The sequence below is a fragment of the Limosilactobacillus frumenti DSM 13145 genome (assembly GCF_001436045.1).
GTDB classification, from domain to species: Bacteria; Bacillota; Bacilli; order Lactobacillales; family Lactobacillaceae; genus Limosilactobacillus; species Limosilactobacillus frumenti.
Genome location: NZ_AZER01000026.1, coordinates 1,562 through 23,742, shown reverse-complemented (window position 1 = coordinate 23,742; position 22,181 = coordinate 1,562). Strand labels below are relative to the sequence as shown.

At 41.8% G+C, this 22,181-nt stretch carries 23 protein-coding genes and 2 tRNA genes; 4 read left to right on the top strand and 21 right to left on the bottom strand.

The genetic code is table 11. The features are described 5' to 3' along the window. Nucleotides 1–128: 128 nt before the first annotated feature. The 9 genes from FD27_RS08425 to FD27_RS08385 all read right to left on the bottom strand — a co-directional run bounded on the left by FD27_RS08425 (nt 129) and on the right by FD27_RS08385 (nt 8,958). Nucleotides 129–956, bottom strand: coding sequence for a cell division protein FtsQ/DivIB (locus FD27_RS08425; protein ID WP_235803038.1), 828 nt, complete (start codon nt 954–956; stop codon nt 129–131). A 21-nt stretch (nt 957–977) separates the two neighbouring features. Continuing rightward, nucleotides 978–2,084, bottom strand: a complete 1,107-nt coding sequence (gene murG / locus FD27_RS08420) for an undecaprenyldiphospho-muramoylpentapeptide beta-N-acetylglucosaminyltransferase (protein ID WP_057752633.1) — start codon at nt 2,082–2,084, stop codon at nt 978–980. Further along, entirely contained in the window at nt 2,084–3,460 is a 1,377-nt protein-coding gene (murD, locus tag FD27_RS08415; RefSeq protein ID WP_057752630.1) for a UDP-N-acetylmuramoyl-L-alanine--D-glutamate ligase, read from the bottom strand. Before murD ends, murG begins: the two co-directional genes overlap by 1 nt. Before the next feature lie 14 nt (nt 3,461–3,474). Then, complete coding sequence (mraY, locus tag FD27_RS08410; RefSeq protein WP_057752627.1) at nt 3,475–4,449, bottom strand: phospho-N-acetylmuramoyl-pentapeptide-transferase; 975 nt, start codon at nt 4,447–4,449, stop codon at nt 3,475–3,477. Nucleotides 4,450–4,465: 16 nt separating this feature from the next. Further along, nucleotides 4,466–6,613 (bottom strand): penicillin-binding protein, encoded by a 2,148-nt coding sequence (locus FD27_RS08405; protein ID WP_057752624.1) that lies wholly within the window; start codon nt 6,611–6,613, stop codon nt 4,466–4,468. Then, nucleotides 6,613–6,984, bottom strand: a complete 372-nt coding sequence (gene ftsL2, locus FD27_RS08400) for a cell division protein FtsL (protein ID WP_057752622.1) — start codon at nt 6,982–6,984, stop codon at nt 6,613–6,615. Before ftsL2 ends, FD27_RS08405 begins: the two co-directional genes overlap by 1 nt. A gap of 24 nt (nt 6,985–7,008) precedes the next feature. Further along, nucleotides 7,009–7,962, bottom strand: coding sequence for a 16S rRNA (cytosine(1402)-N(4))-methyltransferase RsmH (gene rsmH, locus FD27_RS08395; protein WP_057752619.1), 954 nt, complete (start codon nt 7,960–7,962; stop codon nt 7,009–7,011). A 20-nt stretch (nt 7,963–7,982) separates the two neighbouring features. After that, entirely contained in the window at nt 7,983–8,411 is a 429-nt protein-coding gene (mraZ, locus tag FD27_RS08390; protein ID WP_057752616.1) for a division/cell wall cluster transcriptional repressor MraZ, read from the bottom strand. A gap of 190 nt (nt 8,412–8,601) precedes the next feature. Next, nucleotides 8,602–8,958 carry a hypothetical protein gene (locus FD27_RS08385; protein WP_057752614.1) on the bottom strand — a complete coding sequence of 119 codons (357 nt, stop codon included), beginning with the start codon at nt 8,956–8,958 and terminating at the stop codon, nt 8,602–8,604. A 118-nt stretch (nt 8,959–9,076) separates the two neighbouring features. Between FD27_RS08385 and FD27_RS08650 the strand changes: the two genes are divergently transcribed. Then, on the top strand, nt 9,077–9,196 hold the full coding sequence (locus tag FD27_RS08650; protein ID WP_083482724.1) for a DUF4044 domain-containing protein: 120 nt from the start codon (nt 9,077–9,079) through the stop codon (nt 9,194–9,196). A gap of 60 nt (nt 9,197–9,256) precedes the next feature. On the opposite strand, the gene FD27_RS08380 is transcribed toward FD27_RS08650, so the two are convergent. The 3 genes from FD27_RS08380 to FD27_RS08370 all read right to left on the bottom strand — a co-directional run bounded on the left by FD27_RS08380 (nt 9,257) and on the right by FD27_RS08370 (nt 13,113). Then, a complete protein-coding gene (locus FD27_RS08380; RefSeq protein WP_057752611.1) occupies nt 9,257–11,560 on the bottom strand; it encodes an FtsK/SpoIIIE family DNA translocase in 2,304 nt (767 codons plus the stop codon). Nucleotides 11,561–11,575: 15 nt separating this feature from the next. Next, nucleotides 11,576–12,085, bottom strand: coding sequence for a tRNA (cytidine(34)-2'-O)-methyltransferase (locus tag FD27_RS08375; RefSeq protein WP_057752608.1), 510 nt, complete (start codon nt 12,083–12,085; stop codon nt 11,576–11,578). A 173-nt stretch (nt 12,086–12,258) separates the two neighbouring features. Continuing rightward, nucleotides 12,259–13,113, bottom strand: coding sequence for a methyltransferase domain-containing protein (locus FD27_RS08370; protein WP_057752605.1), 855 nt, complete (start codon nt 13,111–13,113; stop codon nt 12,259–12,261). Nucleotides 13,114–13,220: 107 nt separating this feature from the next. On the opposite strand from FD27_RS08370, the gene FD27_RS08365 reads away from it, so the two are divergent. Further along, on the top strand, nt 13,221–14,246 hold the full coding sequence (locus FD27_RS08365) for a lactonase family protein (protein WP_057752602.1): 1,026 nt from the start codon (nt 13,221–13,223) through the stop codon (nt 14,244–14,246). A gap of 39 nt (nt 14,247–14,285) precedes the next feature. On the opposite strand, the gene FD27_RS08360 is transcribed toward FD27_RS08365, so the two are convergent. Genes FD27_RS08360 through yjbM form a run of 3 tightly spaced genes read right to left on the bottom strand, consistent with a single transcriptional unit; the run spans nt 14,286 to nt 16,686 of the window. Continuing rightward, the gene (locus FD27_RS08360; protein ID WP_057752600.1) at nt 14,286–15,188 is read right to left on the bottom strand and encodes an RluA family pseudouridine synthase; all 903 of its coding nucleotides are present in this window, start codon (nt 15,186–15,188) and stop codon (nt 14,286–14,288) included. Then, entirely contained in the window at nt 15,178–16,002 is an 825-nt protein-coding gene (locus tag FD27_RS08355) for an NAD kinase (RefSeq protein WP_057752597.1), read from the bottom strand. Before FD27_RS08355 ends, FD27_RS08360 begins: the two co-directional genes overlap by 11 nt. A gap of 9 nt (nt 16,003–16,011) precedes the next feature. Further along, on the bottom strand, nt 16,012–16,686 hold the full coding sequence (yjbM, locus tag FD27_RS08350; protein WP_057752592.1) for a GTP diphosphokinase: 675 nt from the start codon (nt 16,684–16,686) through the stop codon (nt 16,012–16,014). A gap of 147 nt (nt 16,687–16,833) precedes the next feature. Here yjbM and FD27_RS08345 point away from each other — a divergent pair, with 147 nt between their 5' ends. Then, nucleotides 16,834–17,466, top strand: coding sequence for a DsbA family protein (locus tag FD27_RS08345; protein ID WP_057752589.1), 633 nt, complete (start codon nt 16,834–16,836; stop codon nt 17,464–17,466). A 48-nt stretch (nt 17,467–17,514) separates the two neighbouring features. Here the strand turns inward: FD27_RS08345 and FD27_RS08340 are convergent, their stop codons facing one another. The 4 genes from FD27_RS08340 to spxA form a co-directional block, all read right to left on the bottom strand. Next, entirely contained in the window at nt 17,515–18,888 is a 1,374-nt protein-coding gene (locus tag FD27_RS08340) for a C69 family dipeptidase (RefSeq protein ID WP_057752586.1), read from the bottom strand. Nucleotides 18,889–18,920: 32 nt separating this feature from the next. Beyond that, the gene (locus FD27_RS08335; RefSeq protein WP_057752584.1) at nt 18,921–19,940 is read right to left on the bottom strand and encodes a competence protein CoiA; all 1,020 of its coding nucleotides are present in this window, start codon (nt 19,938–19,940) and stop codon (nt 18,921–18,923) included. A gap of 109 nt (nt 19,941–20,049) precedes the next feature. Then, a complete protein-coding gene (locus tag FD27_RS08330) occupies nt 20,050–20,727 on the bottom strand; it encodes an adaptor protein MecA (RefSeq protein WP_057752581.1) in 678 nt (225 codons plus the stop codon). Between the two features lie 156 nt (nt 20,728–20,883). Continuing rightward, entirely contained in the window at nt 20,884–21,279 is a 396-nt protein-coding gene (gene spxA, locus FD27_RS08325; RefSeq protein WP_057752578.1) for a transcriptional regulator SpxA, read from the bottom strand. Nucleotides 21,280–21,475: 196 nt separating this feature from the next. Here spxA and FD27_RS08320 point away from each other — a divergent pair, with 196 nt between their 5' ends. Next, on the top strand, nt 21,476–21,970 hold the full coding sequence (locus FD27_RS08320) for a hypothetical protein (RefSeq protein ID WP_057752575.1): 495 nt from the start codon (nt 21,476–21,478) through the stop codon (nt 21,968–21,970). 48 nt (nt 21,971–22,018) lie between these two features. Here FD27_RS08320 and FD27_RS08315 read toward each other — a convergent pair. Next, nucleotides 22,019–22,093: transfer RNA gene (locus FD27_RS08315), tRNA-Asp, on the bottom strand. Between the two features lie 2 nt (nt 22,094–22,095). Beyond that, nucleotides 22,096–22,169, bottom strand: a tRNA-Met gene (locus FD27_RS08310). Between the last annotated feature and the right edge of the window lie 12 nt (nt 22,170–22,181).

Below are 22,181 nucleotides of genomic sequence, written 5' to 3'. Positions count from 1 at the left end.
TACAAGGGAACCTCCTAAACCTACTATCTACACTAATTGATTAAATTTAATTTTTAATTAGTCTACTACAGATTCTAACACAGTTATTCAACATTCAAAAAGCCCTTTTACAATAAGTTTCACAAAAATCACTTATCTTTAGAACCGTACGGGTAGGAGTAAGCGCCAACCCGTAAATCAATTACCCCTTGTTGCTTCATAGTGGCAGCAATAGATGGATAATATTTCATTTTGGATCCGGCTTCCGGCAGGTTTACTTTAACTGTATTGCCATCATTCATATACAAAATAATTTGATGAGGTGAATTGGCGGTTGGTGAATAAGTAACCGTGGAAATATCGTGGTAGATAGCGGGCTTTAATTTACCAAGCTCACTGCCCAAAAGTGCTAATTGCTGTTTGTGATGAGCAAAGTTGTTAAATTGAATTCCTCTTAATGGTGAACTCGTAATCTGTAGATGACCATTAGACAAAACTGCATAGCGGCCATCCGTTAATTTTCCCATACCGAGCAATGAATTTTCTGTCACTGTTAAGCGAACGGTCCGGGGACCAGTTAATGACACACCCATGGTCCTAATTTGAGGATTGTTAATCCGCGCTTGCTTTTGAAGGTAGCGTTGACCAAGAAAGGCACCCCAAATACATCGACCAGGGTGAACGGTTGTTGCACGGTAAATAGCAGAAGATGATAACTCATGGTTACCAACAATTGTAACTTTAGTGATTTTACTTAACGGTGAAATTAAATATAAGCAAATTAATAAAATAACACCAAAAATCGTCGTTAATAAAGCAATTCGGATAGACGAAGTCCGGATTCGTAACCGGTGAATTGCAGGCATTTTCTTACCTATGTGTTCCTTACTTGGGTTAGGACCAGCAGTCGAGTTCTTTTTTTCTAACCCATTAAGCCGTTGAGCATAACGCTCATGTTCAGGATTATTCTTATTCACTGCCAGTCCTCCTCTCACTGGTTAATCTTGATGTTCATTAATTGCCCGGTGCAGAATCTTAATTAAGTCATCTGCTGCATGGGGATGACCGATCTTTCGAGATGAAGCAGCCATAGATGTGCGAACATCTTCGTTTTCCATGATCTTATCTGCTTGAAGCAATAAGGCCTTAGCGTCAAGGTGGTCTTCCGTGATCATCACCGCGGCATTTTTCCGAACTAATGATTGAGCATTCTTAACCTGATGATTAGCAGTAACATATGGACTCGGAATTAAAATGGTTGGTACACCAAGCGCGGTCACTTCAGCAATTGTCGTCGCCCCGGCACGGGCTACTAACGCCGCCACTTTTGGCATCTTTGCCGGCATGTTTTTAATGTATGGAACTACCTTAACATTCTTACCAATTGTCACATCGCTCAATTCCTGCTGAACATGGCCATAGCGCTTTTGACCAGTGGCAAAGATCACTTGGTAAGGTCGCTTGTTAAACTCTGGAATAGCATTGACTACCGTGGAATTAATCTTTGGTGCTCCTTGACTACCACCAAAGATCATTAAGGTCGGCAAGTCATCTTTTAAGCCATATTCTTTCCACGAAAAATCACTTTGGGTTTGTGAAACCACCTGTTGAGCTCGTGGATTACCAACTAAAGTAACTTTATCGGCTGGGAACTGGTCACGCGCCGCCTCGAACGCAATCGCAATCTGGTCCACATAACGACTCAGAAACTTATTAGTGATCCCAACGACACTATTTTGTTCATGAATAACGGTTGGAATATGTTCTTTAGCCGCTGCGTAAAGAACGGCGCCCGATACATAACCACCTGTTCCTAAGACCACGTCGGGTTTAAAATCACGAATAATCTTTTTGGCATGTCGCACAGACTTCAAAAATAAGTAGACGGTTTCAAAATTATACAAAGATAGTGAGCGTCTAAAGCCTTGCATATGCATCGTAATTAGTTTAATTCCCGCATCTGGGACAATTTTGGTTTCTAAACCCCGGGTCGTACCGACATATAAAACTTTAGTGTCTGGTTCAACCTGTTTCAGACGTTCAATTAAAGCTAATGCTGGGTAAATGTGCCCACCTGTTCCGCCACCAGAAACCAGTAATCGCATTACTTTTGCTCCTTTCGTCCAGTTAACTTTTCTACAGCTTCAATGAATCGATCACCACGGACTTCAAAACTTGGGAATTGATCCCAACTAGCATTGGCTGGCGAGAGTAGAATAACGTCACCCGGAGCACTGACTTTCCAAGCTTCAGGGACAGCCGTGATTGCATTCTCACTTTCAATAATCGTTGGAATATTAGCCTGTTCAGCAGCCGCCTTCATTTTATCTTTACACTGACCGAAAACAATGATCGCCTTAACATGTTTTTTGAAATATGGAACAAGTCGTTCAAATGTGTAACCACGGTCAAGACCACCAGCTAACAGAATCACTGGTCGTTTGAAGCCCTGCAGAGCAACTTCTGTGGCTTCAATATCAGTTGACTTCGAATCATTATAGAAGAGCCGGTCTTTGTATTCCAAAACATATTGAAGACGGTGACGAACACCGCCAAAGCTCTTCAAAACATCCACAATTGCTGAATTCTGGACACCACTTAATTTTGCTGCTGCAATTGCCGCTAAAGCATTTTCAACATTTTGTGGACCGATTAAACGAATATCATCAGCATCCATGATGTATTCACCACGCCAGTAAATCTTGCCATCTTCTTCATAAGAACCATCATGAGACTTGTTTTGACGTGAGAATGGGATAATGGTTGCTTGAGACCGCTGCGCGATGCGCTGCCATTCATCACGGTCCCAGTTCATAATCAGATAGTCATCTTTCGTTTGGTTGCGCGTGATGTTGAGTTTTGCGTTGATGTAGTTCTCGCGCGTCTTATGATAATCGATATGGTTGGAAAAGATATTAGTAATAATTGCAATATGTGGATGCAGTGTCGGTGTTCCTAATAATTGAAAACTGGATAACTCCGTTACTAAAGTATCTTCTTCTGATAAAGTTGCAGCCACCTTACTAAATGAGACACCAATATTGCCAGCATATTTAACTTGGTGCTTAGAATCATGGGCTAGCATTAATTGGGTCAATGTTGTGGTCGTTGTCTTACCATTACTCCCCGTCACACTAACTAAGTGTCCTTGGAAAAGTTCTGCTCCTAACTCAGCCTCCGTAATAATGGGCGTGTTCTTTTGAACAAATTCAGCCACTAACGGATTATCATATGGGATTCCTGGATTTTTAACTACTAAATCAAAACTCCGGTCTGCCAAGTCTAATGGGTTAGATCCGGTAATTACTTCAATGCCCAGGCTCTTTAAATGGTCCACGATGGTAGGATCCTTTGGTGTTGCCTGGTCATTAGCAACAACCTGTGCACCAGACTTAGCTAATAATTCTGCCGCATTAAGGCCACTAATACCAAAGCCTAATACTAATACTTTCTTATCTTGATACTGTTTTAAAATCTGCATGGAGACCCTCCTGCTTAAATGTTAAAAATCAAAATTGATGCAACCGTAATAATTGAAGCGACTAACCCGATAATCCAGAAGACAATATCAATCTTCCATTCACTCCAGCCACTCATTTCAAAATGGTGGTGAATAGGTGTCATTTTAAAGATCCGTTTACCAGTTAGCTTAAACGATGCCACCTGCATCATGACACTGGCAGTTTCACATACATAAATAATTCCGATTAATAGGAGCGACCATTCATGATGTTCCAACAATGAAACAGCCGCTAAAGAAGCACCTAATGCCAAAGATCCCATATCACCCATAAAAATCTTAGCAGGCTTGTGGTTGTAAGGGAAAAAGCCCATGAGGGTCCCAATAATTGCTACACAGAATAAGGCAATTTCTGAATACCCTGGTTGATTAATGTTCATTAAAGCAATAATCAAATATGCCAGGAAGGAAATAATGGCTGATCCGGTAACCAGGCCGTCAAGACCATCAGTAAGGTTCACGGCGTTAGAGAAGCCGACAATCCAAAAGATAATAAAGAGACCGTACCACCAACCGACTTGTGACGAACCAAAACCCATCTGAAAGCCTTCGTGTTGGTAAATGACGGTAAATACCATTGCTGCAATGACCTGACACAATGCTTTCTGCCAAGCCTTAAAACCTTCGTTCTGGTGATGGAAGATTTTAATACTGTCATCCCACATACCGATTAGGCCAAAGACCACCAGGGTAAATAATAGTGCCCACATGGTATTAGAAAGGATTCCCTGCCATGCTGAAACAGCCAACAAGGTAAGCACAGCTGAAACGATAAACAGAAGGCCACCCATAGTGGGAGTTCCTGCCTTCTTAGCGTGCCATTTTGGACCTTCCTTACGAATTTGTTGACCTTCATGCTTCGAACGGAAGTATTTAATTAATGAAGGCATTAATAAATAAGTGATCAAGAATGAACAAATCAGTGTCAATATGATTGGTAAAAAGCTCATATTATCCTCCTAATTATTATTGACGACTCGTGTAGTGAACAGTTAGGGTCGTATTTGGTTTAATTTTGTCATTAGCATTGATACTCTGCTTGGCAACATAACCGGTGCCACTTTCCTTTAATTTTAAATGAAGAACGTCTGCTAACTGGTGAACATCAGAAGAACTCCAGTTAGAAATATCTGGCATCTTGTATTCACCACCGGTGTTAACAATTATCTTTTGATTGATAACTGCTTTCGTATCAGGTTGCAAGGATTGCGATAATACCCGTTTTCCAGAGCCAATCGTAATGACAGATAAGTGAAGTTTATTCAGCTTATCATTGGCTGCCTTACTATCCTGGCCGACAACGTTTGGTACCTTAACCAAGCCACTCTTGATGTGCCGATGATTACGGGATAAAACAAACTTCATCGTCGGGTTAAATACTTCTGCCATCAGTTTAGTGGCCGGTTTAGACAAATTATGCGGTTTCCGCAAAGTTACGTACATGACATACCGGGGATGATTTGCTGGTGCAATACCCACGAATGAGTAAAGGTAATTACTATCACCGTTAGAGTACCCACCGGCACCACCGATTTGGGCAGTCCCCGTCTTACCGGCAATCTTATATCCCTTAATTTGGAAATCGTGGCCTAATCCCTTTTGATCATAAACAACTCCCTGCATCATGTTAACCACTTTTTTAGCAGTAGATGCTTTAATTGGTTGACCAACTTCTTTTGGTTTCGCTTTTTGAATAGTCTTACCAGATTTATCGGTGATCTTTTCAATGATGTAAGGCTTCATCATTTTACCGTTGTTCGCAACAGCACTGAACCCCTGCATCATTTGCATAACGTTCACAGTAATCCCTTGGCCAAACGCTGTGTTAGCCTGCTGGAGGATTCCTTTAAACGCACTATATCCACTAACCTCGCCATTCATGCCCTCAACATTAACCTTGTTGAACATCCCAAAACGAGTTAAGTATTTTTTCCAGGTTGCTGCTCCCATGTTTTGCTCGACATGGGCAAAACCAACATTACTAGAAAGATCAAAAGCATCCTTATAGGTAATTGTTCCCCAACCAGTTGATTGCCAGTCAGTTACTTTGCCACCACCCAGGGCCCATGTTCCAGAATTATATGTTGCATTCGGGTCAAAGTGTCCTGAGTCGATTGCGGCGCTTAGTGCAAATACTTTCATTGGTGAACCAGGTTCATATACATCTTGGACAAGCATATTCCGCCAAATAGGATTCTTTTTCGAACGTAGTGTTGGTCGTTGACTAGCTGCTAGAATCTTCCCCGTTTTGGCATCCATTACAACAGCAGTCATCGATTCCGCTTTAGAATCCGTATAAACCTTTGAAAGCTTATTTTCAACAATGTGTTGAACTTTTGAATCAATCGTAGTGTGAACATTATCACCATTAACGGCCGGCTTTAAGATGTGGTTACTATTGGCTAGACGGTAACCATATACATCACGTTTATCTTGCCGTAAACCGTTTTTACCAGTTAAGCGTTTGTTAAAGTAGTTTTCTAATCCAAGTTGGCCAACCAATGTCATCTGACCGGTACTCTTATCAGTTACCTTTGGAGCGGCCAAACCAATAATTTGGGAAGCAAACTCACCTTCCGGATAACTCCGTGCCGGAGTGGCTATGAAGCCGATCCCAGGCAATTTCTGAGCCTTAATTTGTTGCATTTTAGCGACAGACAGGTTAGCACCAGCGCTACCAAATTCGACCTGGTAAGACTGACCCTTCTTAGATAGCGTTTTGAGGATTTGCTTGCGGGGAATCTTAAGGTACCTAGCAAGAACAGTTGCCGTGTGTTTTTTGTCTTTCACATATAGCGGCTTCCCACTCGAAGATCGTTGACTCTTATCGAGGACCGCATAAATTGTGTAGCGATTTGTATCAGTCGCTAATACCGTTCCATTGGCAGCATAAATATTGCCGCGCCGTGCTAACACAGTCCGGCGCTGTGTGTAAATCTGCTCTGCTTGTGACTTCAAATTAACATGCTGAACGTCCTTAGTAATTGCAATATAAGCAAAACGAACGATAAATAGGGTAAACATTGCGACAACAATTAAGAAAAGCCATTTTCCGAAGGTTTCCCGGTTGTTGTTAATACCTCTATTTTTCGTTCGTTGAGACTTGTTATTCATTATTTATTAACGTTCCTTACGCTTGAATTATGATCCGCCAGTCCATACTTCTTTGCAGCTGATTTCAGTTGTGATTGACTTGTCATTTCAGCAATTGCTTGTTTTTGACTTGTGTTATTATTTTTAACTTGCGCAATTTGCGATTGCAAATCTTGTAATTGATGTTGACGAGTATTCATTGTGTTTTTAGTTGAAAGCAATGAAATCATCATAAAGACGGTCACGATACTGCACACGGTCACTAAAGAACGTTCAAACTTTGACCACGAAACAGTCCGGGCAGCGGGGCCCAATTGTTGATGGGCCTGCTGACGAGGATCCGTCGTGTATGGACGTTCCCTTGAAATCTTTTTTGCAGCATTTGAAACCATATTAATCACTTTCCCCTAAAATTTCTACTTTATTTTTTCAATTATTCTTAGTTTTGCACTATGCGCCCGATGATTAACTGCCAATTCCGCTTTACTTGGAAGAATGGGCTTTTTATTTACTAATTTAAACTTAGGCTTCATCCCTTCTGGAATGACTGGTAGGCCGGGTGGCAACTCATCCATCGATGTCTGTTCACGGAACATTGTCTTTACCAATCGATCTTCTAGAGATTGAAAAGTAATCACACTTATCCGGCCGCTAACGTTCAACAGCTGGAAGGCTTGTTCCAGTGACTCTTCCAAAGCTCCCAGCTCATCATTAACAGCAATTCGAATCGCTTGAAACGTCTTTTTAGCAGGATGACCACCATGCCGACGTGCCGCAGCTGGAATTGCTTCCTTGATGACTTCAACTAATTGAAAAGTCGTTTTAATTGGCTGATCTTGACGCCGCCGCTCAATCTTTCGAGCAATCTGCTTAGCAAAATGTTCCTCACCATACCGGTACAGGATCCGCACAAGCTTTTCATAGGGCCACTCGTTAACTACCTGCATTGCCGACAATTTCTGATCTTGATTCATCCGCATATCCAGTGGTGCATCAAGCCGATAACTAAAGCCACGCTGAGCATCATCAAACTGTGGCGAGGATACCCCCAAGTCGTAAACAATTCCATCAATGTTCTTCACATTGTGTTTTGCTAACGCTGTAGTAAGGTGACGGAAGTTATCTTCTACTAATGTTAAACGACCATCATCAATTGCGTTCTTCAGATGCTGTTGATTATAATCAATTGCTGTCCGGTCTTGGTCAAATGAATACAAGTGTCCCGATCCAGTATTGCCCATCGTCTGTAAAATTAATGATGTATGACCACCACCACCCAAGGTAGCATCGACATATGTACCATTTTCATGGACTTGTAATCCAGCGACGGCTTCATTAAGTAATACCGTTGTATGCTTAAATTCTGCCATTCTGATTACAACTCCTTCATTTAAAATTCAATGTTCAAATCTTCAGCAATTTCATCAAAATCATTGGCCGTGGTTGAAGTGAATTGCTGCCACCGATCTTCTGACCAAATTTCAATTCGGTTTGAAACACCGACGACCACGCATTTCTTTGTCAGATCAGCATGGGCACACAAAGTATCGGGAATATTAATACGCCCTTGCTTATCGATATCACACTCAGTGGCAGCTGAATAGAGGAACCGAACAAAAGCCCGCGCATCCCGTTTAGTTAAGGGTAATGTTTTGAGCTTTTCTTCCATTTGCTGCCATTCAGCCATAGGGTAACCAAATAAGCACCCATCCAGTCCCCGGGTGACAATAAAGTGACCATCTAACTGATCGCGAAACTTAGCGGGGATAATAAGTCGTCCTTTAGCATCAATCGAATGCTTAAATTCGCCCATGAACATAACTTATATCCCCCCTTCAACCACATCATAGGTAAAGTCTACCACAATCCCCCACTTTCTACCATATTCTCTGGACATTTATTGCTAGGAAAAAGAAAAAAGACTAAATTACCACAAATTAGTGGACAACTTAGTCTTTTAATACAATTTTTATTATAATATCAACAAGTATCTGGACCGATCAGCATAGCTAAATAACTGGTAAATGAACGGCAAATTGGGAAACAATAAACACAATTAAAGCGTACCATGCTGACAGACGCCAAAAGACTGGCCAATAACGACGATAGATAAACTCATGATTATGGCTCGCCTGAAGAATAACTAATAGGATGGCCCACACCATCCAAATAGCAACTGGATAAGCACACCAATAAAGACTAGCAAAATTCCGGCAGATAAAGAACCACAACACAATTGTCCATAACCACCAGACATGGCGGGCTTTTTCAGACCAATAATGACGGAAGACACGGTGGGCTAGTTTTTCAATCAAAAATAACCCAATTAATATTAAAACTTGTAGTACCGTTTGTTGATAATTCATGGCTAAATCCCTTCACAATGTTTAAAGTTCAGTCTACCACAGCTACCGCCCGCTGTTTGAATTCTCCTCAAAAAGAGTTAAACTACTAGTACTTAGTTATTCGAAAGGCGGTAAATGTATGCAACGGAAAAAGAAAACGCGCTTTCAAAAGATTACCATGATTGCAATTTGGTTAATGCTCATTGCAATGCTTGGTTCCTTAATTTTTGGAGCTGTTGCTTCATTAGGCATCATGTAAAATATTCAATATCAATAATAAACGGGATTCTGGCTTACACTTCGCCAGGATCCCGTTATTTTATTGTTGATTGTCATCTTTTTGTTTGTATACCTCACGTGGCTTCGAACCATTAGCTGGCCCAATATAGCCACGTTGTTCCATATCATCAATGATACGAGCAGCCCGATTATAACCGATCCGGAACCGGCGTTGGATCAATGAGGTCGATGCCTTTTGCTGATCCACCACAAAGGCTAAGGCATCATCGAAAAGCGCATCTTGATCTTCAGCCTGTTCTTCTTGTTCCATTTCATGATCAGTGACTACCATTGTCTGGTCATATTCAGCAGGCCGTTCCTTCTTAATAAAGTCAACAACTGCTTCCACATCATGGTCTGAAATAAAAGCTCCCTGTACCCGAACAGGTTTATTTTTATCAATCGGTTCAAAGAGCATGTCACCACGTCCAAGAAGTTTCTCTGCTCCATTTGTGTCGATAATAGTTCGTGAATCCACCCCGCTTGATACAGCGAAAGCAATTCTGGATGGCACATTAGCCTTAATCAGGCCAGTAATAACATCGACTGATGGTCGCTGAGTGGCCAAAATCATATGAATTCCTGCCGCACGACCCATCTGGGCAATGCGAACAATTGCATCTTCAACGTCATGCGAAACAGTCATCATCAAATCGGACAATTCATCCACAATCACTAGGATTAATGGTAATGAAGGTTGTGGATCCTTAGAAGAATCAGTGTTGTTTTTTTGAACGAGTTGGTTGTAACCCTTAATATTACGAATCCCAAACTTAGCAAACAGTTCATAACGTCTTTCCATTTCAGCAACAACCTTGCCAAGGGCCCGGGCAGCTTTCTTTGGGTCAGAAACTACTGGACTCAGTAAATGAGGAATACCATTATAAACGCTTAACTCCACCTTCTTTGGATCAATCATCAGGAACTTGACCTGATGAGGCTTGGCCTTCATCAAAATACTGGTGATAATTACATTAATGGCTACCGACTTACCTGAACCAGTGGCCCCCGCAATTAGCAAGTGGGGCATTTTGGTTAAGTCCGCCATCATGACGCCACCCGTAACGGTCCGGCCAAGTGGAACATTCATTGGATGATCATCTTTGGGCATCGCTTCAATCATGTCGCGGAAGCCAACCGTCGCGATGGTTTGATTTGGCACCTCAATCCCAATTAATGATTTACCAGGAATTGGTGCCTCAATTCGAATATCTTTGGCAGCCAAGGCGAGGGCCAAATCATCAGCAAGGTGGGTAATCCGGCTCACCTTTACCCCTACAGCGGGACGCAGTTCATACTTAGTAACAGATGGTCCCAAATTAACGTTTTCTACGGTGGCATCCACGCCAAATGATTTTAAAGTGTCCTGTAATTTCTTCGTATTGGTTTTAATTGAATTGAGATCCGCCTGCTGGTCTGTTGCTGGGACCTTTGTTAGTAAGCTGAGCGGTGGCAACTGATAATCATCATCTACCGATGAATCAGTAGCCAGTTCAAGAGCCGGTTCGTCATCGTTATCCGCCCCTGCAGAATCAGCCTGTTCAAGTGATGATGAGTTGTTACTAGATGGGACCTCACTAGCAGTAGCAACCTGAATATTCGGCTCTTGGCCTGCTGATTGTGCCGGCGTATTGGGCGAGGCCGGTGACGAGCTAGCCACTGGTGTGTTAATCGTTGGCTCATGATGAGGAAGAGTTGTTGGCTTCGTTTGCAACTGAAGACCTGATGTCCGCTCCTTCATGTGGTTGATTAATACCGGAACCTTTTGTAGCCATTGACCAACCATAATCAAGAATGAACGCCATGGCAAAGAGAAGAAAATGATAATGCCCACCACAATCAGAATCCATGCCAGGTACATACTACCAGTCTGACTGACTAGTGCGGTGGAACCACTATATAAATAAGCGCCCAGCATTCCACCGCCGACAGCGGTACTGGCATCACCATTAAACAGCATTTTACTCAAATGATTCCAGGTTACTGCCGTGTAATTAGCATGCAAATTCAGGTGACGAAACATGAGTGCATGAAGCCAGATTAAGGCTCCTGCATAAGTAATCAGTCCACCGACCACCCACCGCCATTTTAAACGGGGCCATCGGGCGTAGAACGTAAAACAAAGGCCTAATAAAAGGACGAATACCATGGCGACATCGGCGGATTCACCGACAAGCAGTTTAAAGCAGTTAAGGACGAACATCCCCAGTGCACCAAGCTTAAAAAGCCCAACGAGCATTACTAGGCTAACAATTATTCCTAGTAAGTTATCAACTAAGCGGTGTTGCTGTTTAGTTTTACTTGAGCGGCGACGCTTCCGCGTAGTTTTCTTACGTTGTGCCAAAATTCTTTCACCTCACTATTTGAGCTTATCAAAATGATAAGTGTGGACGCGGGCAAGATTGGGGAAGCTCTGTTGTCGGAGGGCTTCATATATCACTATTGCGGCACTATTCGACAAATTGAGTGCTCGAATATTATTGTCATTTTGTGGAATACGAATGGCGTTATCTGGATAGCGCCGCATAAACTCTTCCGGCAGCCCAGTTGTTTCTTTACCAAACAAAAAATAGTGGTCGCCAGGTACTGTGTAATCAACATCAGTATAGTCACGACGGGCAAACTTTGACACAAGATAAAGCTTGGACAAGTCTGGAACAGTCGACACAAATTGTTGCAGATCATCATGATAAGTAATTTTGACCTTATCCCAGTAATCCAGGCCGGCGCGCTTCATGTGCTTATCATCCGTTGAAAAGCCCAATGGTTTAATCAAATGTAATTCCGTATTTGTTCCCGCACAGGTCCGGGCAATGTTACCAGTATTAGCCGGAAACAGTGGTTCAAACAAGACAATATGATTAGTCATAGCCATTAATTCTCCTTAAACAAATAAAAAAAGCAGGGTCTCGGTGTTGGCACGGCGAAACGCTGCTTTAGTGAAGTACTCTTTGACAATTACCAACGACACTGTTCGATGTCAATTGTCAAACGATTTCTCATAAAGTACTTTAGCACTTTTAAACTGAATTGACAATCTTTTTATGAAATTTTTGCTCGTAAAATACTGATATCTACTGTGACAGCAGTGATTTGTTGAAGGTCATCCTCACTCAATTTGGCAACCCCCTTTCCCCAATGTAAGGGCGTCATGCCGATTAATGCTCTTTGCATCCCATTCGGTACCGCAAATCGATACTTAACTGGGGTTACAGTGGCCATCGGATAGTGTTGACGAAAGAGGTCCAATACTCGCTGGTTGTCATAGTGGTAATGACGGTCATCCTGCCCATATAACAAGTGACGTAGTTCAATTAAGTAATTAGCATTGGGAATAATCTTAATCAGTTCCCCATTAGGGGCAATGACCCGCTCAAACTCTTGATAGTCAGACGGCGAAAATAGTTCCATGACAATGCCAAAACTATCATTCGCAAATGGCAGGTTACGTAAATCAGCAATGCAGAAAAAACCGCCAAACGGCAGTTGAGTTGCTAATTGAATACCAGCCTTAGCAATATCAAAGCCAACCATTGTATCCTCCTGCTGACAACGCTGTTCTGCCAACTGCATGAGTGGGGTTCCCTCGCCAGTACCAACATCAAGAATCCGAAGAGCCTTTTTAGGAAAGTCAGCAGCTATTTTTTGAATGATCGGTTTAAATAAACCTGCGGACAATAATTGACGACGGTCAACAAACATCTGCCGATCATATTCAGTCCCACCGTTGTTATTAAGCAAGTGCAGATAACCATGTTTATTGAAGTCAATAACATGATGATTGTGACAGATTACACTAGTTCCAACAATCTTTTCAAGACTAGCATGACAGACAGGACATCGGAAAAGCTTCATATGGTCGTTCACAAATTGTTGGGCCCGTTCAATTTTCTTCAATATTCATTCTCCTTCGATAATTTCTAATTAACAGTGTATCATAGCTAGAATTAGTGCATGTGAATTGTTATCATATAAGTAAGCATTTTCAAAGGAGGCTGTTCATTTTGACTGAACAATTTTTGATTGGTACCTATACTAAAAAAGATAGCAAAGGAATGTATAAGGTTACCCTAGATGACGACGCCGGTAAGATTACCAAGGTTGAATTAGCCATCCCTTCCCAGAAGCCAGCTTACTTACAAGTCGGTTCTGACAAGACTGTCTATGCCGTTAAGCAAATTGATGACCAAGGTGGGGTTGCTTCATACTCCCTTAAAGACGACAACGCCAAAATGTTAAGCAAGGTCTTAGCAGCTGGTGCTCCTCCTGCATACGTTGGCTTGGATGAAGAACGTCACCTGCTATACAGTGCTAACTACCACACTGCTAAGGTTGATGTCTTCCGGATTAACCCTGACCACACTTTAACCCAAACTGATTCTGTTCTCCACCAAGGCGCAACTGGTCCACAACCTGAACAAGACAGCCCACACGTTCACTTTGCCGACCTTACTCCTGACAAGCGTTTAGTTGTGTGTGACTTGGGGATGGATCTTGTCGTTGTCTACAATGTTTCTGACGATGGCAAGTTAACCGCTGTTTCTCGTTACAAGTCTGAAGACGGCTTTGGTTCCCGCCACATTGCCTTCCATCCAAATGGCAAGTACGCCTACTTACTTGGCGAACTCAGCAGTAAACTGGAAGTTCTGAAGTACAACGCCAACGACGGCACATTTAGTCATGTACAAACTATTAAAACCATTCCTGCAGATTGGACGAGTCATAATGGTGCCGCTGCTATTCGCCTCTCCTCAGACGGAAAGTTTATCTACACTTCCAACCGGGGCGAAAATACGATAGCAGTCTTTGAAATTCAACCTGACTTCACTGTCAAGCATATTCAATCCATTTCCACTGAAGGTGACTTCCCGCGGGACTTCAACCTCAGTGCTGATGAGTCATACTTGTTAGCATCCAACCAAAACTCAGATAACTTGACGCTCTACAAGCGTGATGCTGAAACTGGTAAGTTGACCATGCTTCAAAAAGATGTTCACTGCCCTGAACCGGTCTGTGTTCAACGGTTCTAGTAGCTAATAACAATACTAAAAAAGACTGAGAAAAAATTCTCAGTCTTTTTTTTCGTTAAAATGACAGTCAATAAACTGTTGCATGTCTTCAGGCAATGGTGCCGACACAGTAATTAGTTGATCTTTAAATGGACTATAAAATTGCATCCAATAACAGTGCAATGCCTGACGCTTCATTTCGTTAGGTCCACCATACATTTGGTCACCAACGAGGGGATGGCCCAAATACTTAAAATGAACCCGAATCTGGTGAGTCCGCCCAGTATGCAACCGAATTTTGACAAGTGAGCAGCCATGACTTACTGCTTGTAACCAGTATTCAGTTGCAGACGGTTTACCAGAAGCAATGACCGTCCGTTGAACAAAAGTAACGGGGTCCCGGTCAATTGGGGCATCAATATAACCGTGCTGAACCCTCAGTTGACCATCAACAATGGCTAAATAGTTTTTCTTAACTTGATGCCGCTTCAATTGACGATCAAGCACAGCATGGGCAAAGCGATGCTTAGGGAAAACTACTAAACCACTCGTATTCTTATCCAATCGCGTTGCAACATGAGTCACCAAATTCTCGTAATGTTGTCTTAAATAGTATCCCTTCACCCGGTTGACCAGACTGTCTGCTGTAACCACATGGTGGGCAGGAACGGTCGCCACCCCGGCTGGCTTGTTGAGAATCAGAAAATCATCATCCTCATATACAATCTGAATAGGCTGTTCACTAGCATTGATGTGATCATTAGGTTGTTCTGGAGGCAAAAAGAGACTCACTTCGTCCCCTGGATGGACCAGGTCGACTGTCCATTTATCCTCTCCATTGATCTGCATTCTGCCACCGTGATAAACAGCCACTTTAATTAATGAGGAGGTTACACCAAAACTTTTTAGGACTGACCTGAGTTTACGATCCGCTGGTCCCTCATATCGCCAACTAAATTTCATTTTGGGCCCCACCGATAAATGCATCACGAACACGGTGCCAAAAGTTGTTGTGCCGGTACTGAGCAAAATTGATTTGCTTTTTAGCAACCTGATAACTAATTTCAACCAAGTGGCGTTCACCAGGACGATGTTGGATTTTTACTTGTTCCCGGTCACAAGTCATCAGATGACCATTTTCATCTTTCAGCCGTAACAGTAATTTTGCATTAGCTCCAAAGACAATTGGGGAACCCAAAGTTCGAAAGACCCGATTATTTAACGACGCCATTTCGGCCAACTGAAAGCCAATGCTGTGAGGATCCATAATTGCCCCACCCACGGACTTGTTATAAGCAGTCGACCCCGTGGGTGTGGAAATACAGAGGCCGTCGCCCCGAAAAGTTTCAAACAATTCATTATTAATATAAACATTGCAAACCATGGTCTTAGTAATATTACGAAGGGTAGACTCATTTAATGCCGTGTAATGGTCGATGGAACCATCCGAATAAATCGCATGCATATCCAATAACGGATAACTGACAGACTGGCCACTGTCATTCACAAGGCTGTCAACAAGGTCATCAATTTCGTAGTTACGCCAATCCGTATAAAATCCCAAATGACCGGTGTGAATACCAACAAAGCGAATACGGTCTAATAATGCTTCGTAGTGATGGAAAGCAGACAGCAAAGTTCCATCACCCCCAATCGTCACAACGACATTAGGAGCTTGTTGGTCAAAGACAAGACCCGCCTTGGTCATTTCTGCTTTCAGTAACTTAGTAACCCGTTGTGATTCCGGTGTTTGATTGTTATAAATTGCAACGCGCATATTAACTCCTTATTGATGCTCCGATGGTGTTGATCGGTCAGGTGTCGATTGATCATTGACAGAATTCGATGACCGATTGGAAAATAATGTCTGTGCTTCTTGAATCTCTTCCCGAATTTCAGACATTTCATTATCTAGTTTAAATGCAGCCTCTGCAGCCCTTTGTAGGCGGGCAGATAATTCTTCAGGAAATTCACCCTGATATTTATAATTCAGGGAGTGTTCAATTGTTGCCCAGAAATTCATCGCAAGTGTTCGTACTTGAATCTCCGCCAAGATTTTCTTTTCACCAGTAACTAATTGAACGGGATACTGGATGACAATATGATATGAACGGTACCCACTGGGCTTAGCATTGCTAATGTAGTCACGTTCTTCCAAAATAGTGATATCACTACGTTGGCGTAACAAGTCAACCACTTGATAAATGTCCTCGACGAATTGACACATAATTCGTAGCCCGGCAATATCCTGCATATCTTGTTCCAGACGATCTTCTTGGACATGGCGACGAACCATCTTTTCCTTAATACTATCAACTGGTTTTACGCGCCCAGTAACAAATTCAATCGGTGAATGCTGACCACTCTCTTGATATTGCTTACGCATTCCCCGTAGTTTAACTTTTAGTTCGTTAACCGCTTGCTGATACGGAAGCAAAAAATGTTGCCAATCTTCAATCATCTACTGGAACCTCCTTCGAACTCGAATTATATTCTAGCACATAATATGTTTGAACGTCTGCAGGCATTATTCTTTACAAATGAGGCTTTTTTTGCAAAAATAATGTGTACTTAGATAATGAGGATGTAGTTGAGGAGGAAACGTTGGATGCTCGAAATTCATTTATTTGTCAATCCATTAGGGATTCGGTGCTTTCGTTGCGAAAACGATGTGCTTAAAATGGATCAGCAATTAAATACGCAGATCCGTTACCGTTTTATCCCACTATTTAATATGAATACCATTCAACAAACTATTCAGTTGTACCACCTAAACCAACATAGCCTAATAACTCGGCAACAAGTTGTTTCAATATTAAACCAAGTAATCATGGACTACATGGCGGCCTCCTTCCAGGGACGCAAACGGGGCCGTCGTTATCTTCTCCTATTACAAAATGAGTTAATTTGCCAGAATCATAAATATAACTTAGCTCTCGTTAAAACTGTTGCCCAATCAGCGGGGCTTGATCTTGAAATGTTTCTAGAAGATCGACACTCAGATCTTGCTAAAGAGGCCCATCAAAAGGACCAACAAATTGCTGCTGAGCTGGGCGTCACGAGAACTGCCTCTGCTGTTGTATTTGATAGTAATGATCAAAATGAAGGGGTCCTGATTAACGACTTCGATTATGAGTCCCTCATTTCGGCAATGCATAACAACTACTTAGATGATGAACAGTCACCTCAACAATTTGCTAAGCATTATCACCACTCTTTACTAAAAATAGTCCAAAAGTAACCACTAAACGGGTTGTTTGCCATTAACTTGGTAAGCAACCCGTTTTTTCTAATATTGTAATCTTTCCTGTTTGAAAGTCAGTCCAACCAACTTGCCTAACAACGTTTCAGCTTCTGTTTGGGCAATTGTCGCCATCTGTTGGTTACATTCCGTCAGCTTTCCTTGTAAGTCGCGTCCATTACTAGGATCGTGGTCAAACTGGTGTTGAATGGCAAGTGTCTTGGCCATAACTTTTTGGGTCATCTGTTCAACCAACGGCATCGCTTGATGATACATCCGGTCCCCTAGTGCGGTAATTGTATGATTTAACCAGTACATCTGGTTAACATTAAAGTCAGACTCCGTATCCCGATAAGCAGCCGGTGTATCAGTCACGTTAGCAAAGAACGGAACTGGAACATTGAAAGTATTCGGGCCGAATGCCAACCAGTGAATTGCCGCCCGATCTGAAGGAACATTATTCCGAATCTGTAAAATGTGCAATTCCAGATTACGATTAAGGGCAATGGACCGGAATGGTGCCTCTTTATTAGTGTATGGGTCAAAAGGAGTGTCCTGAAAATGAGAACTCATCAGCGAATTAATTTCACTAATACTGATCAAATGGTCCGCATGATTAATAAATGGCAGATCTTGGTCTATCGGTTCCTGATGACTGTCACTCAAACGCGTCTGAACGTACCAAGCTCGCGGATTATTATAATGACAATCCGTGTCTGTGTAGCTGCCAAAGATTTTCCGCAAATTATATTTACCCTTCTCCGGATTCATCGAATGATGGTCGATAAAATCTTTCAGGTCCGGAGAACATAAAGTGTCATCAGACGAGAAGTCAAAACAATCAATGTTTAGGCGATTGGGAGCAATCACATAAGCATCATCCGGAATCCGCACTGCAGCCCAATGATGGCCACCCAATGTTTCTAAGTACCAAACTTCATCCTGGTCGCCAAAAGCCAATGCATTGGATTCATAGGTCCCATACTTTTGCAGTAAGTTACCAACTCGTTGAACCCCCTCACGAGCAGAATGAATATAAGGTAATGTGATGGTTACCAGATCTTCTTCACCTAGCCCTGATTCCTCATTGTAGGGATCCCAACTGAGCATTCGCGCATTCGTAGTAATCGTCTCTGTCCCAGTCATCGAAACATTATCTTGGTTAATGCCACCAGCAGCAAAGACCCCGGCACTAGGATCAGCATCAGGCGTTGAAGTGTAAGCCAACGGATTATCTGGTAAGTCAATTTCAAACTTAGTCGTTTTACTTGAATAGTGGCGTGGTTGCTGGTCAGCTTTCACTACAACAAACCGTTGTGGATTGAAAGCATTGCCATAGTCCTCTTCCCGGCAAACAATCGTTGAACCATCCAAAGTTGCTTTCTTCCCGGCCAAGAAAGTTGTGCATGTGTGTTTACTCATTACAATCACCTCTCATCTTAATTATGTCATAACTAGCAGTGATGAGTAAACGCTTTCCGCAATGCGATCTGTTTTTCATTCCAACTCCGAAACCACCTAGGGCGACGCAATAAAACAATATTATGACGATCACACATTAGATAACCAGCATCTATTAGTAACTGTGTCAGCCACTTGATTTCCAATCGGCCGAGATAATTATTTCTTGTTAAACACGGCGTTATTGTCCATTCATCCTTACCAAGCTCGAGCAGTGATGCAACCCATTTGCGAACCGACCAGGACGTAAATATGGGGGCATTCATCAAATATACTGCAACTTTCATTCGCCACAATAATAGTAAATGTTTGGTACTCGGCAGAGCATAATTAATAGTATGGCAAAAAATTGGGCAATCAAGCATATAATGGCCCATCATCTTTAATTGGCGATGAAGATCAATTGTCGTTGCATCATTGTACTGCTGGAAAGTATTCAGTTGTTTATTTACTTGAGCAACACTCAACCGTAAATGTTGACGCGGGTACAATTGGTATTCAATCTGCGAATCCTGGGTATTCCAATATGGGATGACCAATTTTCCATTGATATTCTGAAGAAACTGCGCACTTTTTTGACGACCTAAGTGGCGACGGTATGGTGACCCCAATATCCAACAATACTGCCATCCCTGCTGCCGATACCCATCATTCCGTTCCATCAACCGACAAACTGACAGCGGACTACACTGAAATTCCAAAACAGTTGGTCGACCATCGATATGAGCAAGCACATCTGGTCGTTGTTGAATTGATGCACAATAATATTCCATCCGAGGTTGCCATCCCCTCATCTCTGCCCACCGAAATATTTGTTTTTTACCGGTTAAGTGTTCAGCAGTCTCACCCATACCAGCTGCACAATTGTTGGCGTGGACATGGGCAAAATGAGCAATATTAATTTGCCCCTTCCTAACAATCACTGGAGCATCGCATTCTGGACATAAATAATGCTTTTGACGACAAGCTTCTTCAGCCAAAACCTCTCGTTGCCCATCTTTGGCTACTAACATTTTTTCACTCCCCCTTCATTATTAAATAACGAATGTCAGAGGAATTTCTACGAAAAAAGCAGTAAGCAAAATTTTAGGGATTGCTTACCGCTGATATTCGATATCTAAATTAACCAAAATAATGCTGAATAAGGTGAATAGCTGATACTTCCATTATTTTCTTGCCATGTTCACCTAAAAATGAAGTTGATAATCTGGTTGGGTTACCATATTCGTAAACCAAAGCTAGATGGTTCTTAATATCCATTTCAGTTTGCTCGGCAGTAACCAGGAAGCGGAGACTAAGGTAATACTTATGATTGTATTTATACAGTTCACTAACAACCTGGTGATCATTAACTAACTTGGCGAAAGAAATTAAATCTTCAAACGAATTAAATTCAGCTACGACTTCCTTAGTTAATGGCTCTGCTGGAAAATCATAACTTTGTTCTTCGTCATGACTAGCTGGCTCCGCAGATGAAGCATTATCTTCAGAATGATCATGATCATTAGAATGCTGAAGGTAATTGGTAATGGCGTCCATCGACTGACCCGTATCTGCCAATGGGTCATTTTTACTGATGAATAGCTCTAAGCCGTTATTATTCGGCATTACTTGAAAAGTCACTGAATCATTGTCTTGGAATTGCCGGTCAGAGTCAACCTCCTTCAAGATACTGTAGAAGAAATCCTGAATTTGCTGATGATTACCAAGTAAGTCTAAAATATGAATTCCGCGTGCTTGAAGGTCATCAGAATCAATTAAGACCCGGATAGTATTTTCATTAATCCGTTCCATTTCCATGACCAGCACCTCCTTATACATTAAGACTTATTTTAAAGCATTTATTGATATTGTAAAGAAATATCGACGACATTTGTAAAACAGTCATCGTAGTCAAGATTCGAAGGGCAGACTACTAATAAAAAAAGGCCGATATAAAATCAGCCTACCGAATTACTATACTAATTGTTGTTCAGCCTTCGCCAATTCAAGTTCACGAACTCGTCGTGGTAAGAACCGCCGAATTTCATCTTCATTATAACCAACCTGAAGGCGTTTATCGTCAAGAATGATCGGCCGCCGCAGTAAACCAGGGTTTTTACTAATCATCTCGTAAAGATTCTTCATTGGCAATTCATTCAAATTAACTTTTAGCTGAGCGTATGCTTTAGAACGTTTAGAAATGATATCTTCTGTTCCATTCTCAGTCATTCTCAATATATTTTTAATTTCAGGAACACTGAGCGGTTCCGAGAAAATATTCCGTTCCTTGAAAGGAATATCATGTTCTTGTAACCATGCCTTTGCTTTTCGGCATGATGTGCAACTGGGAGACGTATAGAGAGTAACCATTAAGTAAAGCCTCCTTTAGACCTTATTGAGTCCTATCAACACTACAATAATTATACAATGATTACGCAAACGGTTAAAGGGCTTAAGAGAAATTTATTTACTTTTTGTAAGTTAATTTTAACAAGGAGCGGCTAGTTACTTCATCGGTAATTAGCAAAATGTAATATAATGGAAGTAAATAAAGGGGGAATTAAACATGCTTACAAAGTTAAGTCTTACTTTTGGCTCGCAAATGGTACTTAAGCAAATTATCAACAAGCACCCAGACCGTCAGTTTAAACTAATGCAAGCCTCGACACACAGTAACAAGGTTGCTTTGTTTGACTTTTCCAACAAGGACAGTATTTTCAATAGCCCCGTCAATTTCCGGGTATTAGGTGAAAGTCTCAACAGTAATGTCAATGGCATCTTGTATTATCAATCATTTCAAGTAAACGGTGATCGTCAGCAACTACTTTATAACTCTTTACAAAAGATCACTGAATCAGACAACAAACTAATGAATGGTAAGTACTTCTTAGAAGTTGACAATCGTGATCAAAGCACAACTTACGTTCTATTAACTTCCTGGAATGATTTTGATGACTTGATGGCATGGAAGAAAACTGATGAGTTCATGTCATTAATTGGGTTTACTGATCAAGAATCAAGCAATTATTACTATGATGAAACATATCGCCCACTACGTTAACACTTAGATAAAAAAGGTCGGAATCAATTGATTCCGACCTTTTTATAACGGTCCGTACGAGACTCGAACTCGTGATCTCATCCGTGACAGGGATGCGTCCTAAACCAACTAGACCAACGGACCAATTGCGGGGGCTGGATTTGAACCAACGACCTCCGGGTTATGAGCCCGACGAGCTACCAGACTGCTCTACCCCGCGATAATAAAAAAA

What these genes read in the sequence shown, in the direction of transcription:
- murG (WP_057752633.1), bottom strand. Translation starts at nt 2,084, where the DNA reads ATGCGATTACTGGTTTCTGGTGGCGGAACAGGTGGGCACATTTACCCA.
- murD (WP_057752630.1), bottom strand. Translation starts at nt 3,460, where the DNA reads ATGCAGATTTTAAAACAGTATCAAGATAAGAAAGTATTAGTATTAGGC.
- mraY (WP_057752627.1), bottom strand. Translation starts at nt 4,449, where the DNA reads ATGAGCTTTTTACCAATCATATTGACACTGATTTGTTCATTCTTGATC.
- FD27_RS08405 (WP_057752624.1), bottom strand. Translation starts at nt 6,613, where the DNA reads ATGAATAACAAGTCTCAACGAACGAAAAATAGAGGTATTAACAACAAC.
- ftsL2 (WP_057752622.1), bottom strand. Translation starts at nt 6,984, where the DNA reads ATGGTTTCAAATGCTGCAAAAAAGATTTCAAGGGAACGTCCATACACG.
- rsmH (WP_057752619.1), bottom strand. Translation starts at nt 7,962, where the DNA reads ATGGCAGAATTTAAGCATACAACGGTATTACTTAATGAAGCCGTCGCT.
- mraZ (WP_057752616.1), bottom strand. Translation starts at nt 8,411, where the DNA reads ATGTTCATGGGCGAATTTAAGCATTCGATTGATGCTAAAGGACGACTT.
- FD27_RS08385 (WP_057752614.1), bottom strand. Translation starts at nt 8,958, where the DNA reads ATGAATTATCAACAAACGGTACTACAAGTTTTAATATTAATTGGGTTA.
- FD27_RS08650 (WP_083482724.1), top strand. Translation starts at nt 9,077, where the DNA reads ATGCAACGGAAAAAGAAAACGCGCTTTCAAAAGATTACCATGATTGCA.
- FD27_RS08375 (WP_057752608.1), bottom strand. Translation starts at nt 12,085, where the DNA reads ATGACTAATCATATTGTCTTGTTTGAACCACTGTTTCCGGCTAATACT.
- FD27_RS08360 (WP_057752600.1), bottom strand. Translation starts at nt 15,188, where the DNA reads ATGAAATTTAGTTGGCGATATGAGGGACCAGCGGATCGTAAACTCAGG.
- FD27_RS08355 (WP_057752597.1), bottom strand. Translation starts at nt 16,002, where the DNA reads ATGCGCGTTGCAATTTATAACAATCAAACACCGGAATCACAACGGGTT.
- yjbM (WP_057752592.1), bottom strand. Translation starts at nt 16,686, where the DNA reads ATGATTGAAGATTGGCAACATTTTTTGCTTCCGTATCAGCAAGCGGTT.
- FD27_RS08345 (WP_057752589.1), top strand. Translation starts at nt 16,834, where the DNA reads ATGCTCGAAATTCATTTATTTGTCAATCCATTAGGGATTCGGTGCTTT.
- FD27_RS08340 (WP_057752586.1), bottom strand. Translation starts at nt 18,888, where the DNA reads ATGAGTAAACACACATGCACAACTTTCTTGGCCGGGAAGAAAGCAACT.
- FD27_RS08335 (WP_057752584.1), bottom strand. Translation starts at nt 19,940, where the DNA reads ATGTTAGTAGCCAAAGATGGGCAACGAGAGGTTTTGGCTGAAGAAGCT.
- FD27_RS08330 (WP_057752581.1), bottom strand. Translation starts at nt 20,727, where the DNA reads ATGGAAATGGAACGGATTAATGAAAATACTATCCGGGTCTTAATTGAT.
- spxA (WP_057752578.1), bottom strand. Translation starts at nt 21,279, where the DNA reads ATGGTTACTCTCTATACGTCTCCCAGTTGCACATCATGCCGAAAAGCA.
- FD27_RS08320 (WP_057752575.1), top strand. Translation starts at nt 21,476, where the DNA reads ATGCTTACAAAGTTAAGTCTTACTTTTGGCTCGCAAATGGTACTTAAG.